Origin of the sequence: Erythrobacter litoralis, assembly GCF_001719165.1 — a bacterium.
GTDB classification, from domain to species: domain Bacteria; phylum Pseudomonadota; class Alphaproteobacteria; order Sphingomonadales; family Sphingomonadaceae; genus Erythrobacter; species Erythrobacter litoralis.
This window is the reverse complement of record NZ_CP017057.1, coordinates 1605011-1618830: the sequence shown is the minus strand read 5'-3', so window position 1 is coordinate 1618830 and position 13820 is coordinate 1605011. Positions and strand designations below refer to the sequence as shown.

The window sequence follows — 13820 nt, the reverse complement described above, 5'->3', positions numbered from 1 at the left end:
TCAGGCCGCCCGGCGCCTCAGGAACGGTTCGTAGAAGCGCTCGATCTCGCCCAGCACCTCGCGCGGGTCATCGATCTGGTTCGCCTTGTTCCTGAAATCGGCCGAGCCGTGCATCCCCTTGGTGTACCAGCCAAGATGCTTGCGCGCGATCTTGACCCCGACATCCTGCCCGTAATGGTCGAGCATGCGTTCGTAATGCTCGACGAGGACGCCGTACTGCTCGTCGAAGCTGGGGCTGGGCAGGCTTTCACCGGTGCGCCACCAATGCATGACCTGGCCGAGCAGCCACGGCTTGCCATAGGCGCCGCGCCCGATCATGACACCGTCCGCGACCGATTGGTCAAGCGCCTTTGCCGCATCCTCTATCCCGCAGATATCGCCATTGACGATGACGGGGATCGAGACAGCTTCCTTGACGCTCCGGATGAAGGCCCAGTCGGCGCTCCCCTTGTACATCTGGTTGCGGGTGCGGCCGTGGACGGTGATCATCTGCACGCCCAGATCTTCAGCGATGCGGGCGAGTTCCGGCGCGTTGAGGCTCGCATGGTCCCAGCCCATGCGCATCTTGACCGTCACCGGCACGTCGACAGCCTTGACGGTCGCTTCCATCAGCTTCGTCGCCAGCGGCACTTCGCGCATAAGGGCGCTGCCTGCATACTGCCCGACGACTTTCTTGACCGGGCAACCGAAATTGATGTCGATGATCGCTGCGCCGTTTCCTTCCTGAAGCTTCGCCGCCTCGGCCATGCTGCCGGGATCGCAACCGACAAGCTGCATCGAAACGGGCTCTTCGACGGGGTCCCAAGCGGTTTTCTGAATCGACTGGCGGGTCTCGCGGATCGCCGCCTCGCTCGCGACCATCTCGGTCACGTTGAGACCCGAACCATAGCGCCGTACCAGGGTGCGGAACGGCATGTCGGTCACGCCCGTCATGGGCGCAAGCAGGACCGGGTCGGGGATCGTTACCGGACCTATCCTGATCGGCTTCAGTGCCGGGGGTGGGGGAAGCTGTGTCATCGGGGAAAATGCCTAAAATTTGAGCAGCGCATAGTGCATTGCGGAAATTCCGTCCAGCCCCTAAGCGCCGCCCTGCCATGCGAGGAGAGCCCCCCCTTCCCCCCTTTGCCGCAATCATCGTGGCGGCCGGCAAGGGCCTGCGCGTCGGGGGCGAATTGCCCAAGCAGTTCCGCACCTGGCGGGGCCGCCCGCTGCTTTCCCATTCGGTCGAGGCACTGAGGGAGGCCGGGGCGAACCCCCTGATCGTCGTGATCGCGCAGGGCGCCGAGGATCATGCCCGCGAAGCCATCGGCGCGTGCGACGACATCCGTTTCGTCATCGGCGGATCGAACCGGCAGGATTCGGTTGCCGCCGGGCTGACGGCGCTTGAAAGCGATGCTCCGGAACGGGTGCTCATCCACGATGCTGCCCGGCCCGACCTGCCGCGTGCGGTAATCGATCGGTTGCTGGGTGCGCTCGGCGAACATCCGGGCGCCATTCCCGTGCTTCCCGTGGTCGATTCGATCGCTGTTGCGGGCCCGCGGGGTACGATGGCGGACAAGGCCGACCGCGAAACCTTGCGCCGAGTGCAGACCCCGCAGGCCTTTCGCTACGAGGACATCCTTGGCGCACACCGCGCCTGGGTCGGCGGCACCGATGCGGGGGACGATGCGCAGGTGCTGGCCGCAAATGGCGGTGAGATCGCCCTGGTGCGCGGCGACGAACGGCTCAAGAAAATCACCTTCGCGGAGGACCTGATGGAAAACGCCTCGGCATCGGCCTTTCGCGTCGGGCAGGGTTTCGACGTGCACCGGCTCGAAGAGGGCGAGGAATTGTGGCTGTGCGGGGTCAAGCTCGACCACGACAAGGGTCTGGCCGGCCATTCCGACGCAGATGTCGCGCTGCATGCGATCACCGATGCCGTGCTTGGCGCGGTCGGCGACGGGGATATCGGCACGCATTTCCCGCCCAGCGACCCGCAATGGGCCGGTGCGCGCTCGGGACGCTTTCTCGAACACGCCGTGAAGCTGGCGAGCGATGCGGGCTATGCCCTCGCCAATATCGACCTCACCATCATCTGCGAAGCGCCGAAAATCGGCCCCCACCGCCCGGCCATGCGGGCCGAGGTCGCGCGCCTCACCGGGCTCGATGAGAGCGCAGTCAGCATAAAGGCGACCACTACCGAAAGGCTCGGCTTTACGGGGCGCGGAGAGGGCATCGCGGCGCAGGCGATAGTCGCCCTTTCGCGCGAGGCACGCTCGTGAGACAATGCCCGGTATGACGCGACAGTTTTCCGAGCCCGCCGGCGCATTTTTTGCCTTCGCCATGGCGAATGACCTCGTCTTTCACGAAGGCAACACGACAAGGGGCACCGGGCAATGAGCGATTATCTCCTTCCCGATGACATCACGCGGCTTGCCGAGAGGGTCATCGCAGAAAACGCCGAGGCCGGGCGCAAGGTCGCTCTGGCGGAGAGCTGCACGGGCGGCCTCGTCGCCGGCGCGCTGACCGAGGTGGCGGGCTCCTCCGCCGTGCTCGACCGGGGGTTCGTGACCTATTCGAACGAGGCCAAGATGGAATCGCTGGGCGTCGCAAGCGACATCATCGAGACCTTCGGCGCTGTATCGATCGCCTGTGTCTGGGCAATGGCGCAGGGCGCGCTGGAACGCTCCAACGCCGATGTCGCAGTGGCGATCAGCGGAGTTGCGGGACCGGGCGGCGGGACGACGATCAAACCGGTCGGAACGGTCGTCTTCGCCCGCGCAACGCGCGACATGGGGGAGCCCGAAGGCGAACTCCGGCATTTCGACGGCGGCGAAGGCCCCGGCGCGCGCGCTTCGATCCGTCGTCAGGCGACGCTGTGCGCGCTCGAATTGCTGTTGCCGTAAAGCTCGTTCGCGCGCGCTTCGAAAGCAGCAACCATCTTGCGGAAGGCGCGGTCGAAATACTGGCCCGCAATCCTCTCGAACAGCTTGTTCTTGAAGGTGAAATCGACCGCGAAATCGATCTCGCAGCTGTGCTCGTCGATCTCTCGGAAGGTCCAGACATTGTCGAGATCGCTGAGCGGCCCGTCGAGATAGATCACTTCGATCTCGCGTGGGCGGCGCTTGAGCACGCGCGAGGTGAAGCTTTCGCGGATCGCCTTGAAGCCGACCACCATGTCCGCGATCATTTCGGTCTCGCTGTCCGAACGGACACGCGTCGCGATCACCCACGGCAGGAACTCGCCATAGCGCTTCACGTCTGCGACAAGGTCGAACATCTGTTCGCAGCTATAAGGCAGCCTGCGCGTCTCGCGGATACCGGGCATGGGACTCAGGCCTTTTCCCGTGCCGCCTGCTTGGCAAGGCGTTCCTCGCGCGCGGCCCGCATCTGGGCGAAATCATCGCCGGCGTGGTAGCTTGACCGCGTCAGTGGGCTCGAGGCGACCTGCAGGAACCCCTTGGCCCGCGCGATCGCCCCATAGGCGTCGAACGCCTTCGGCGTGACGAATTCCTCGACCCTGGCATGCTTGGGCGTCGGCTGTAGATACTGGCCCATCGTGATGAAATCGACTTCGGCGCTTCTCATGTCGTCCATCACCTGATGCACTTCGAGACGTTCCTCGCCCAGCCCGAGCATGATGCCCGACTTCGTGAAGATCAGCGGGTTGTGCGCCTTCACTTCTTCGAGCAGCCGCAGCGAGGCATAATAGCGCGCGCCCGGGCGGATCGTCGGATAGAGCCGCGGCACGGTTTCCAGATTGTGGTTGTAGACGTCCGGTCCCGCCTCGCAGATCATCTCCACCGCGCGGCGCATCTTGCCGCGGAAATCGGGCGTGAGGATCTCGATCGTCGTATCAGGCGTGTTGCGGCGCAGGGCCTCGATCACCTTGACGAACTGCATTGCCCCGCCATCGGGCAGGTCGTCGCGGTCGACGCTGGTGATGACGATGTGTTCTAGACCCATCTTGGCCGCGGCGATCGCGGTGTTTTCCGGCTCCATCGGATCGACCTTGCGCGGCATCCCGGTCTTGACGTTGCAGAACGCGCATGCACGCGTGCAGACATCGCCGAGGATCATGACGGTCGCGTGCTTCTTGGTCCAGCACTCGCCGATATTGGGGCAGGCCGCCTCTTCGCACACCGTGTTGAGATTGAGCTCGCGCATCAGGCGGCGGGTCTCGTGATAGCCCTCTCCGGCGGGCGCGCGGACGCGGATCCAGTCGGGCTTGCGCTGGCGCGCCGGGCGTCCAGCATTCGGTTCGGGCTGCGGAGTGTTCGCGAGATCGTTCATGCGCGCTATTTAAGACCCGTTCACCCTGCCCGCAACCGCGCTTGACCCATCGATTGTGCGAGCGATCGCGCTATTCTGCGCAAAAGAGGCTGCACCGGGCGCAACGCTTGCCCCGCCCCTTCCCTGCGCCTAGCGCCAATCGGCCAAGAGGATGAGACCAATGCCCGAATTCGCCGAATTGCTGAAAGGCTATCGCCGTTTCCGCGAACAGACCTGGCCCCGCCAGCGCGAACGCTTTGCCGAAACGCTGGAAAAGGGCCAGCATCCCAAGCTCATGATCATTGCCTGCTGCGACAGCCGGGTCGATCCGGCGCAGATCTTCGACGTCGATCCGGGCGACATCTTCGTTCTCAGAAACGTCGCAGCGCTTGTCCCGCCGTTCGAGACGACACCCGGCCAGCACGGCGTTTCGGCGGCAGTCGAATTCGCGGTGCAGGTGCTCGAGGTCGCCCAGATCGTCGTCATGGGCCATGGCCGGTGCGGGGGCTGCCAGGCGGCGCTGCGACAGGATTATTCGGGCGATGAAGAGAGCGAAGGCCGGTTTCTCGCGGGCTGGATCACCCTTCTCGACGAAGCGCGGGCCGAGGTCGCGTCGCACTATGGAACCGAGAGCCCGGAGGCTGAGCTCGAAATGGAATTCGCCGCGATCCGCCAGAGCCTTGCGAACCTCCGCACCTTCCCGTGGCTGGCAGCGCGCGAGGCAGAAGGGCGGCTCAAGCTGCGAGGCTCGCATTTCTCGATCGCGGAGGGACGGCTCTATTCTCTCGACGAGGCGACGGGCCACTTCGAAGTCATCGAATAGACTTGCCGCGCGTGGCGCTCTCGCCCAAATGAGGCCTCATGTCTCAGCCCTTTTCCAACAACATCGCCCTGCTGATCGACGCCGACAATGCCAGCCATGCCGCGATCGATCCGGTTCTCACCGTCCTTGCCGAGCTCGGCCAGGTCAATATCCGGCGCGCCTATGGCAATTGGCGCAAGACCAGCCTCAAGGGCTGGATCGACAAGATGCATCGCTATGGCATCGAGCCTCAGCAGCAATTCGACCTCACCAAGGGCAAGAACGCGACCGACATGAAGATGACGATCGACGCGCTCGACCTTCTTTATGGCGGGCGCGTCCACGGCTTCGGCATCATGAGCTCGGACAGCGATTTCATGCCGCTTGCCATGCGCATCAGACAGGACGGCCTGCCGGTCTACGGATTCGGCGGCGGCAAGACGCCCGAGGCGTTTCGCGAAGCCTGCACCCGTTTCATAGACGTCAACGCCCTGCTGCGCGCCGACAAGGCGGAAAAGGGTCCCGGCTCACGGCGCGGCTCGACGAAGTCGGCGGCTGGATCAGGCACCGGGACCAATAGTGAGAAAGAGGCGGCATCGAGCGGCATCGGCGAGGATCTGCTGAACCTGCTGGTGGATGCCTACAACGCCTCGAAGCGCGATGAGAACGGGTATGCCAAGCTGTCCGAAGTGGGCCAGCGTGCGGGCAATCGGTCCAGCTTCGATACACGCAATTACGGCTTCACCCGGCTTTACGACATGCTCGATGCGATCCCGAATTTCGCGCTGGAACGACGCAAGGACGGCGAGGTCTGGGTCAAGCGGCTGCGCTGAGACGAAAGGGATCGAGGCCATTGGAAAGGGCGCCGGAAGCAATGCTCCCGGCGCCCTTTTTCTTGAATCGTCGCAGGCGTTTAGCCGCCCGTCATGGCGCCGGTTGCCGTGCCGCCCTGTTCGCCCCTTGCGTAGGCCATCCACAGCTTAGCAATGGGCGCCCGCTTGCCGTCGATATCAGTCAGCAGGTCGAGCGCTGCGTCGTATTTTCCGAGCTCGATCTTGGCGATGGCGAGACGAAGCTGCGCCTCGTTCTTTTCGACGCCGGGCATGGTGAGAGCCTTTTCGTAGAACGTCTCGGCCTTGGCGTAATCGTCATAGCTCAGGAACGCGTCGGCCGCGCCCGAGACGAGCCGGAGCCCGGCATCGCTCGCCATCGCGTCGGTTTCGAGCGCGGGAAGGTCGGCGCGGTCGGCTGCGATCCGGCCCTTTGCAAGCTCCAAGGCTTCGGCGAGATAGAGATTGTCGCGCGAAACCACCCCCGAGGCATAGCCTTCCTCGATGACGTCGCTGACTTCCTTTGGCAGGCGGCGTGCATCGGCGGCCTCGACGTAATATTCATAATCCGAGACGTCGCCCATTGCCTCGACCCGGCGGCTGAGCCGCAGTAGGTCGAGAATCTCCCCGCCTTCGAAAGTGTTGAGATTGCGCGTGAGATTGATCGCATCGCGCCAGTTCGCCGTGGTCGGGTAATCTGCGATCCACGCGGTCACCATCTCGTACAGATCGGGCGTGATCTTGTTCTCGTAAGCGACCGTGATCCCGCGGCGATACCACTGCGCAGGCACTTCCTCGCCGGCCGTCTTCTTGTCGGCGATCGCCCCCTCGAGGTAGTCGAGGCCCTGCTGGGTTTCGCCTGCGCCGAAATAGCTTTCCGCCATTGCGATCTGGAGGTCCGAACGGCCGATCGTTTCAGTCGAGAAATTGTTGTCGATCGAGGCCTGGAGATAGCGCCGGGCCTTGTCGAACTGGTCCATGCCATTGGCCAGCTGGTAGGCAATGAAGTTGTAGCGCCCGATCTGGTCGGCGGGAACCTTCTCGCCTTCGAGCATCAGCTCCATACCGGTGAGCTGGAGCTGCTTGTCGTCGAGCTTGCCGCCAACATTGTAGGCGACATTGCCGGTGAAGAACTTCTCGTCCTTGGACTGCGCAAGCTGGACGAGCTGTTCGACCTGCGGGCGCAGCGCCGCCATGTCGGTGCCTTCCGCGTTCATTGCTTCCTGAACGGGCAGGAAGGCCTCGCGGAACTCGTCGGACAATTCAGGCGGCTGTTCCTTCTCCTTCTTGTCCTTCTTCTTGCGCTGCGCGTGTGCCTCGGCCGGCAACAGGCCCGTTGCAACGACGGCGGTACAGGTGGCGAGCGCGATGGCAAGGGCGATGCCGGAAAGCGGCTTGCGGGGCTGGCGGATAGTCATGGGGATGTCCTCCTCGGGGTATTTTCGGGCGCTCTTGAAGGCGCTGAATGTTCGTGTGTCGCGCCTTTGCATCGGGCACGAGGGATTTGCAATTGCATCTAGGCCAATCGGGCTGAACGCGCTTTGAATGCCGATCTGGCGGGCGGATTCAACCCCTCTCTTGCGTTATGCGGCGCAGCCTTTCGGCGAAACCGCATGAATACCGGCTGACAGCGGCCCGCACCGCCCGGCAAATGTGGAAAAAGGCGCCATGTTCCCTTCCCGTTCGCCCGGGCGAGTGGCGCATTGGGGACCGAGTGCCTACATTGCACTTCGCGCAAACCCATCAGAACACAACCGAAACGGCCCCAAGCCTTGAGCGACGACACCGAAATTCTCGATTCCCCTGCCCCTTCAGGCGATTACGACCGCATCGACATCGTCGATGAGATGAAGACGAGCTATCTCGATTACGCGATGAGCGTGATCGTCAGCCGTGCGCTGCCCGACGTGCGCGACGGGCTCAAGCCGGTTCATCGCCGCATCCTCTATGCCAGTCAGGAAGGCGGCTTCGTCGCCGGTCGGCCCTATCGAAAGAGCGCCAAGATCGTCGGCGACGTGATGGGTAACTACCACCCGCACGGCGATGCGGCGATCTACGACGCGCTCGCGCGAATGACGCAGGACTGGTCGATGCGCGTGCCGCTGATCGACGGTCAGGGCAATTTCGGATCGATGGACCCCGATCCGCCCGCCTCCATGCGGTATACCGAGGCGCGGCTGGCGCGGGTGGCGAACACCCTGCTCGACGATCTCGACAAGGACACGGTCGATTTCGTCGACAATTACGACGGTTCGACGAAGGAGCCGCAGGTTCTGCCGGCGCGCTTCCCCAACCTGCTCGTCAACGGGGCGGGCGGGATCGCTGTCGGCATGGCGACCAACGTGCCGCCGCACAATTTGGGCGAAGTGATCGATGGCTGCCTTGCATTCATCGAAAACCCGGCAATCACGGTCGAGGAGCTGATCGAGTACATTCCCGGTCCCGATTTCCCGACCGCACCCCTGATCCTCGGCACCAGCGGGGCCAAGGCCGCCTACACCACCGGACGTGGTTCGGTCCTCATGCGGTGCCGCCATGAAATCGAGGAGAAGCGCGGCGAGAAGCGCGCGATCGTGCTGACCTCGATGCCCTATCAGGTGGGCAAATCGAACCTGGTCGAGAAGATCGCCGATGCCGCCAAGGAAAAGCGGATCGAGGGGATTTCCGACATCCGCGACGAATCCTCGCGCGAAGGCGTACGGGTCGTCATCGATCTGAAACGCGATGCCTCGCCCGAAGTCGTGCTCAACCAGCTGTGGCGATACACGCCCGCGCAGTCCTCGTTCCCGGCGAACATGCTCGCGATCCGCGGTGGGCGTCCCGAGACGCTGACCCTGCGCGACATCATCCAGAGCTTCATCGCCTTTCGCGAGGAGGTCATTACCCGCCGCACCAAGTTCGAACTTAACAAGGCGCGCGAGCGTGCGCATGTCTTGCTCGGCCTTGTCGTGGCGGTCTCAAACCTAGACGAAGTCGTGGCGATGATCCGCAGCGCCGCCAACCCGGCCGAGGCGCGCGCCAAGCTGCTGGCCAAGGAATGGCCGATCGGCGACATCGCGCAATATATCCGCCTCGTCGAAGCGCTCGAGCCGAGCGCCGACGAGGAAGGCGGGACCTACCGCCTGTCCGAACGGCAGGTGAAGGCGATCCTCGAACTGCGCCTCCATCGCCTGACCGCCCTGGGCCGCGACGAGATTGGTGACGAACTCAAGGAACTGGCCGACACGATCGAGGAGCTGCTCTCCATCCTCGCCGACCGGGTGAAACTCTACGAGGTCATGCGCGAGGAACTGGAAGAGGTTCGCGCAACCTACGCGACGCCGCGCGTTTCCGAAATCGCGCCGGCATGGGACGGGCTCGAGGACGAGGACCTGATCGAGCGCGACGACATGGTCGTGACCGTAACCCTCGGCGGCTATATCAAGCGGACCGCGCTTTCGACCTTCCGCGCCCAGGCACGGGGTGGCAAGGGCCGCGCCGGCATGGCGACCAAGGACGAGGACGCGGTCGTCGAACTCTTCGTCACCAGCACCCACAACCCCGTCCTGTTCTTCACCAATACAGGCCGGGTCTATCGCCTCAAGGTCTGGAAGCTGCCCGAAGGCGGCCCCACGACCCGTGGACGGCCAATGGTGAACCTCCTGCCGCTGGCCGAGGACGAGCGCGTCACCAACGTGCTCCCGTTGCCCGAGGACGAGGCCGAGTGGGACAGGCTCGGCATCGTCTTCGCGACCGAACAGGGCATGGTGCGGCGCAATTCGATGGATGCCTTCACCAACGTGCCGACCAACGGGAAATATGCGATGGGCTTCGTCGAAGGCTCGGGCGACCGGCTGATCGGGGTGCGCCTCGTCGGCGAAACGCAGGAAATCTTCCTTGCAAGCGATGCGGGCAAGGCGATCCGCTTTGCCGCGACGGATGCGCGCGAGACCAAGAGCCGCACCGGCATCGGCGTGCGCGGCATGGCGCTGAAGGACGATGCCAAGGTCGTCAGCCTCGCCGTGCTCGACCAGCTCGAAGCCGACATGGAAACGCGCGAGGCCTACCTGCGCGCGGCGGCGTGGAAGAACAACGACGCCGACCCGACCCTGCCGGCAGAACAGATGGAGGCGATGGCCGAAAGGGAGGAATTCATCCTGACCATCACCGCCAACGGCTACGGCAAGATCTCCTCGGCCTATGAATACCGCACGATCGGGCGTGGCGGCCAGGGGCTGACCAATATCGGTACGCCCGAAAGCAACCCTGATCGCAACGGCCCGGTCGTTGCGAGCTTCCCGGTGCGCCACGGATCGCAGCTCATGCTGGTGACTGACCAGGCCAAGCTCATACGCATGCCGATCCAGTTCCGTCACCTGCTCGAGAAGGGCTTCGAGGAACACAAGGGCTGGTCGGTCTATGGCCGCAGCTCGTCCGGCATCCGCATCTTCGATGTAGCCAAGGGCGAACACATCGTCGGGGCGGCGCTGATCGACGAAACGGAAGAGCCGGAAAATGAGGCCGAGGAAGCCGTGGTCGAGGAAATGGTCGAACGCCGCGGCGGCGACGACGAAACCGCGCCCGACACGACCGCCCACTCTGACCGCAATATCGACGGCGAACCGGGCGGTTGAGGCGTCGTCAGCTTTCGTGATCGGCGCGCAGGGTCTGCACTACGCCGGTCGCGATCATGACCTGTCCTGCGTAATATAGCGGCCAGACAAGAAGGTCGGGGAAGGGCGCGAGATTGATCGGTCCGAACCGACTGAACAGCAGCCAATCGCTCGCCATGAACAGGACAGCGCCCACCCCTACCCGGTAGCGCGGGAAACGGCTCAGCCACGCGCCGCCCGCCATTGCGCCGAGCACCGCGCCATAGGCGGCGATATCGAGCCTACCGCTCAGCAGCCAGGACAGGACCGGTCCGGACACGATCAGCACGAGCGCAAGCAAGCGCTGGCTCATCACCGGATTGTCACGCAGATTGCGTGCATAGAGAAGGATCGCGACACCGTGAGAAGCCATGAACAGCGCTCCGCCCGCTTCGAAGGACAGCTCGATCGCCATGTCCCCCGCCGCCGACAGGGCGAGCGCGATGACGAGGATCGCCCCGCCCGTCCCCTTCGTACGGCGCATGACATAGAGCGCAAGCAGGCCCACCCCGCCCCCTTTGAGTAGGATGCCCCAGATCCCTTCTGCGATGGGATCGTTCCAGAGGAAATAGTAGGCGCAAGCTGCAATGGCGCTCGCCAGAAGCCAGGGCCGGTGATCGACCAGTGCGCGTTTCGGCATGGTGCCCGTCCCTCCTGCGAATGCCTTCCGAAGGCTTGCAGGCGCGCTAGCACGCAATTAGGTCGCGCTCCATGAACGATCGAACTTACGATGTGCACATAATCGGCGGCGGTCTCGCGGGGAGCGAGGCGGCCTGGCAACTCGCCCGGCGAGGCGTGCGCGTGCGCCTGTCCGAAATGCGCGGTGGCGGCGACATGACCCCGGCGCACCAGACCGATGGACTTGCCGAGCTCGTCTGCTCGAACAGCTTCCGTTCCGACAACGACGAAAGCAATGCGGTGGGCCTGCTCCACCATGAAATGCGCGCGCTCGATTCGATCGTGATGCGCGCTGGCGAAAAGGCGCGGGTTCCCGCGGGCAGCGCGATGGCTGTCGACCGAGACGTGTTCTCGGCCGAAGTGCATCGGACGCTTGAAGAACATCGGAACGTCGACATCGTGCGCGAGCGGATCGACATCCTGCCCGATGCAGGCCTCACCATCGTTGCAACCGGCCCGCTGACCGCGCAGGGCCTTGCCTCCAGCATCGTCGCTGCGACCGGCGAGGAAAGGCTCGCTTTCTTCGATGCGATTGCACCGATCGTCTATCGCGACAGCATCGACATGTCGAAATGCTGGATCCAGTCCCGCTGGAACAAGACCACCGAAGCCTCGAACGAGGACGGCGACTATATCAATTGCCCGATGAACAAGGAGCAATACCTCGCCTTCCACAAGGGGTTGATCGAAGGCGAGAAGAGCGATTTCAAGGACTGGGAGAAGGACACGCCCTATTTCGACGGCTGCATGCCGATCGAGGTAATGGCCGAACGCGGGGTGGAAACTTTGCGCTATGGGCCGATGAAGGGCGTAGGGCTCGACAATCCCTACGATACGACGCCCGAGTTTCCGCAGGGGCGCTGGCCCTATGCGGTGGTGCAGCTTCGCCAGGACAATAAGCTGGGCACGCTGTGGAACATGGTCGGCTTCCAGACCAAGCTCAAATACGGCGCGCAAGTCGAACTTTTCCGCACGATTCCCGGCCTCGAGAACGCGGAATTCGCGCGCCTGGGCGGCCTCCACCGCAACACCTTCCTCAATTCGCCGCAGGTTCTCGACCGGCAGCTGCGCCTGCGCGCGGCACCGCATATCCGCTTTGCCGGTCAGGTGACAGGTTGCGAGGGTTATGTCGAAAGCGCCGCGATCGGCCTTGTCGCCGGGATGATGACGGCGACCGAACTGACCGGCCGGAGCTGGACGCCCCTGCCAGCGACGACCGCGATGGGCGCCCTGCTCTCTCACATCACCGGTGATGCGGATGCCGCGACCTTCCAGCCCATGAATGTCAATTTCGGCCTTTTCCCTCCTCTCCACGAGGTGAAGAAAAAGGCGCGCAAGCAGGCCTATACCGAGCGGGCAAAGGCCGACCTGGCAGACTGGATCAGGTCGGCGGAGCCGATCCCCGCCTGACTTCGGGCCCGATCAGCAACGGCAGGCTGGTTTTTGGGGCTTGGGCTTGCGCTTGGGTGCACTGGTCGCGAATTCAGCCGGCGTGAGTTCATCATCGCCGTCAGCGTCCATTTCCTCGAAGCGCTTGCCGGTGGTCACAGCCCATTCCTCGAAGGTCAGCAGATTGTTGCCGTCACGTCGAGCTTACGGAATCCGTCCGAGTGGGACGTCATCATCTCCGTGCGGGTGATGCGCCAATCGCGATTGCGGTCGTAGCGGAAGAAGCGCTGCTGTTCGCGGGTGAGTTCGGGCGGTTCGGGTCCTTCCATATGGCCCGGATTGGTCACCGGCAGGTCGAGCGGATAGGGCGCGGGCTCTTCGGGCTCCGGCGGCGGGGGGGCATTCTGTTCGATCGTCGCCCTGCCCTGCCACCAGAAAACACCGATCCCGGCGTACACCAGGCCCGCCATAACGCCCAGGATCGCCTGCCGCATGATTTCTTTCCCCCTTTGTTTTCACTGAAAGAATACACCCTATCAGGAGCCAAGAACAGCCGCCCGAAGCGCGGTGAGAGCCGCGCCCCGGCCTTCCATGAGCGGGCGTCCGCCGCGCTTCAGCGCCCGGATCGCAAGCGCGTCTAGAACGGCAAGCCCGCGCAGCGCCCGCGGCAATCGGCCGCGAGCTTCGACATGCTCGAGGCCCAATTTCACGAATCGCTCGCGCTCTGAAGCATCTGAAAGGCGCGGAGCCGCCTCGGCCAGCGCCCAGCGCAGGCCCGCCGCGAGGGCGCATTCAGCCTCTTCTTCCCCCTGGGCAAGCGCTGCGAAAGGCGCCGCACGCCCGCGCGCGAAGGCGATGATATCGACGCGCTCCATCGCTTCGGCGGCGACCAGCACTTCCCAGGCATCGACCACTTGGCCGAGTGCGGTTTCCCGCCCCTGCCAGTGCAGCGCGATCAGGTCGAGCACCGCATCGCCTCGCGGACGCTCGGCAGCCGGACTTTTCAGCATGTCGCGCCACCAGGCAAGACGCATCTGACCGAGCATTACCTCGCTCGTCTGGCCTGCAATCCGGGCGAGCCTTTGGTCCAGCGCAAGCGCGGCGTGCAAGGCCGCGCGAAGCTCTGCAGGGCTGTATGCAAGAGCCACTTCCGCTTCGGCGGACAGGTCTTCGTCGGGAGGGGTCACGGTTTCACGGCTGTAGCGGGGGAACGCGGTCTCTTGTCAAGGGTCGCGCGGG

The 13820-nt window shown here is 64.1% G+C and carries 14 protein-coding genes; 6 read left to right on the top strand and 8 right to left on the bottom strand.

Going from position 1 to position 13820, the window contains the following annotated elements; translation table 11 throughout:
- Complete coding sequence (gene dusB / locus Ga0102493_RS07660) at nt 1-1017, bottom strand: tRNA dihydrouridine synthase DusB (protein ID WP_034901543.1); 1017 nt, start codon at nt 1015-1017, stop codon at nt 1-3.
- A 77-nt stretch (nt 1018-1094) separates the two neighbouring features.
- On the opposite strand from dusB, the gene Ga0102493_RS07655 reads away from it, so the two are divergent.
- Nucleotides 1095-2261, top strand: coding sequence for a bifunctional 2-C-methyl-D-erythritol 4-phosphate cytidylyltransferase/2-C-methyl-D-erythritol 2,4-cyclodiphosphate synthase (locus tag Ga0102493_RS07655; protein WP_051697654.1), 1167 nt, complete (start codon nt 1095-1097; stop codon nt 2259-2261).
- 114 nt (nt 2262-2375) lie between these two features.
- Entirely contained in the window at nt 2376-2885 is a 510-nt protein-coding gene (locus Ga0102493_RS07650) for a CinA family protein (protein ID WP_034901545.1), read from the top strand.
- Here Ga0102493_RS07650 and Ga0102493_RS07645 read toward each other — a convergent pair.
- Nucleotides 2846-3307, bottom strand: coding sequence for a type II toxin-antitoxin system RatA family toxin (locus tag Ga0102493_RS07645; RefSeq protein WP_034901548.1), 462 nt, complete (start codon nt 3305-3307; stop codon nt 2846-2848). The two genes, Ga0102493_RS07650 and Ga0102493_RS07645, sit on opposite strands and share 40 nt — an antisense overlap.
- Nucleotides 3308-3312: 5 nt before the next feature.
- Complete coding sequence (gene lipA, locus Ga0102493_RS07640) at nt 3313-4272, bottom strand: lipoyl synthase (RefSeq protein WP_034901550.1); 960 nt, start codon at nt 4270-4272, stop codon at nt 3313-3315.
- Nucleotides 4273-4432: 160 nt separating this feature from the next.
- Between lipA and Ga0102493_RS07635 the strand changes: the two genes are divergently transcribed.
- Both Ga0102493_RS07635 and Ga0102493_RS07630 read left to right on the top strand, forming a co-directional pair.
- Entirely contained in the window at nt 4433-5074 is a 642-nt protein-coding gene (locus tag Ga0102493_RS07635; protein WP_034901552.1) for a carbonic anhydrase, read from the top strand.
- 38 nt (nt 5075-5112) lie between these two features.
- Complete coding sequence (locus Ga0102493_RS07630) at nt 5113-5886, top strand: NYN domain-containing protein (RefSeq protein WP_034901554.1); 774 nt, start codon at nt 5113-5115, stop codon at nt 5884-5886.
- Between the two features lie 80 nt (nt 5887-5966).
- Here the strand turns inward: Ga0102493_RS07630 and Ga0102493_RS07625 are convergent, their stop codons facing one another.
- Complete coding sequence (locus tag Ga0102493_RS07625; protein WP_150132441.1) at nt 5967-7301, bottom strand: hypothetical protein; 1335 nt, start codon at nt 7299-7301, stop codon at nt 5967-5969.
- A gap of 354 nt (nt 7302-7655) precedes the next feature.
- Here Ga0102493_RS07625 and gyrA point away from each other — a divergent pair, with 354 nt between their 5' ends.
- Complete coding sequence (gene gyrA, locus Ga0102493_RS07620) at nt 7656-10496, top strand: DNA gyrase subunit A (protein ID WP_034901559.1); 2841 nt, start codon at nt 7656-7658, stop codon at nt 10494-10496.
- Between the two features lie 7 nt (nt 10497-10503).
- On the opposite strand, the gene Ga0102493_RS07615 is transcribed toward gyrA, so the two are convergent.
- On the bottom strand, nt 10504-11154 hold the full coding sequence (locus Ga0102493_RS07615) for a lysoplasmalogenase family protein (protein ID WP_034901561.1): 651 nt from the start codon (nt 11152-11154) through the stop codon (nt 10504-10506).
- Nucleotides 11155-11225: 71 nt separating this feature from the next.
- Here Ga0102493_RS07615 and trmFO point away from each other — a divergent pair, with 71 nt between their 5' ends.
- On the top strand, nt 11226-12602 hold the full coding sequence (trmFO, locus tag Ga0102493_RS07610; RefSeq protein ID WP_034901562.1) for a methylenetetrahydrofolate--tRNA-(uracil(54)-C(5))-methyltransferase (FADH(2)-oxidizing) TrmFO: 1377 nt from the start codon (nt 11226-11228) through the stop codon (nt 12600-12602).
- Between the two features lie 12 nt (nt 12603-12614).
- Here trmFO and Ga0102493_RS16520 read toward each other — a convergent pair whose 3' ends face one another.
- The 3 genes from Ga0102493_RS16520 to Ga0102493_RS07600 are packed head-to-tail and all read right to left on the bottom strand — an operon-like array spanning nt 12615 to nt 13768.
- Complete coding sequence (locus Ga0102493_RS16520; RefSeq protein WP_335661085.1) at nt 12615-12740, bottom strand: hypothetical protein; 126 nt, start codon at nt 12738-12740, stop codon at nt 12615-12617.
- Nucleotides 12741-12757: 17 nt separating this feature from the next.
- On the bottom strand, nt 12758-13075 hold the full coding sequence (locus Ga0102493_RS07605; RefSeq protein ID WP_335661084.1) for a hypothetical protein: 318 nt from the start codon (nt 13073-13075) through the stop codon (nt 12758-12760).
- Nucleotides 13076-13117: 42 nt separating this feature from the next.
- On the bottom strand, nt 13118-13768 hold the full coding sequence (locus tag Ga0102493_RS07600) for a squalene/phytoene synthase family protein (protein ID WP_083228517.1): 651 nt from the start codon (nt 13766-13768) through the stop codon (nt 13118-13120).
- Nucleotides 13769-13820 lie beyond the last annotated feature (52 nt).

Excerpts from the sequence above, each read along its gene's own strand:
- dusB (WP_034901543.1), bottom strand. The coding sequence starts at position 1,017 with ATGACACAGCTTCCCCCACCCCCGGCACTGAAGCCGATCAGGATAGGT.
- Ga0102493_RS07655 (WP_051697654.1), top strand. The coding sequence starts at position 1,095 with ATGCGAGGAGAGCCCCCCCTTCCCCCCTTTGCCGCAATCATCGTGGCG.
- Ga0102493_RS07650 (WP_034901545.1), top strand. The coding sequence starts at position 2,376 with ATGAGCGATTATCTCCTTCCCGATGACATCACGCGGCTTGCCGAGAGG.
- Ga0102493_RS07645 (WP_034901548.1), bottom strand. The coding sequence starts at position 3,307 with ATGCCCGGTATCCGCGAGACGCGCAGGCTGCCTTATAGCTGCGAACAG.
- lipA (WP_034901550.1), bottom strand. The coding sequence starts at position 4,272 with ATGAACGATCTCGCGAACACTCCGCAGCCCGAACCGAATGCTGGACGC.
- Ga0102493_RS07635 (WP_034901552.1), top strand. The coding sequence starts at position 4,433 with ATGCCCGAATTCGCCGAATTGCTGAAAGGCTATCGCCGTTTCCGCGAA.
- Ga0102493_RS07630 (WP_034901554.1), top strand. The coding sequence starts at position 5,113 with ATGTCTCAGCCCTTTTCCAACAACATCGCCCTGCTGATCGACGCCGAC.
- Ga0102493_RS07625 (WP_150132441.1), bottom strand. The coding sequence starts at position 7,301 with ATGACTATCCGCCAGCCCCGCAAGCCGCTTTCCGGCATCGCCCTTGCC.
- Ga0102493_RS07615 (WP_034901561.1), bottom strand. The coding sequence starts at position 11,154 with ATGCCGAAACGCGCACTGGTCGATCACCGGCCCTGGCTTCTGGCGAGC.
- trmFO (WP_034901562.1), top strand. The coding sequence starts at position 11,226 with ATGAACGATCGAACTTACGATGTGCACATAATCGGCGGCGGTCTCGCG.
- Ga0102493_RS07605 (WP_335661084.1), bottom strand. The coding sequence starts at position 13,075 with ATGCGGCAGGCGATCCTGGGCGTTATGGCGGGCCTGGTGTACGCCGGG.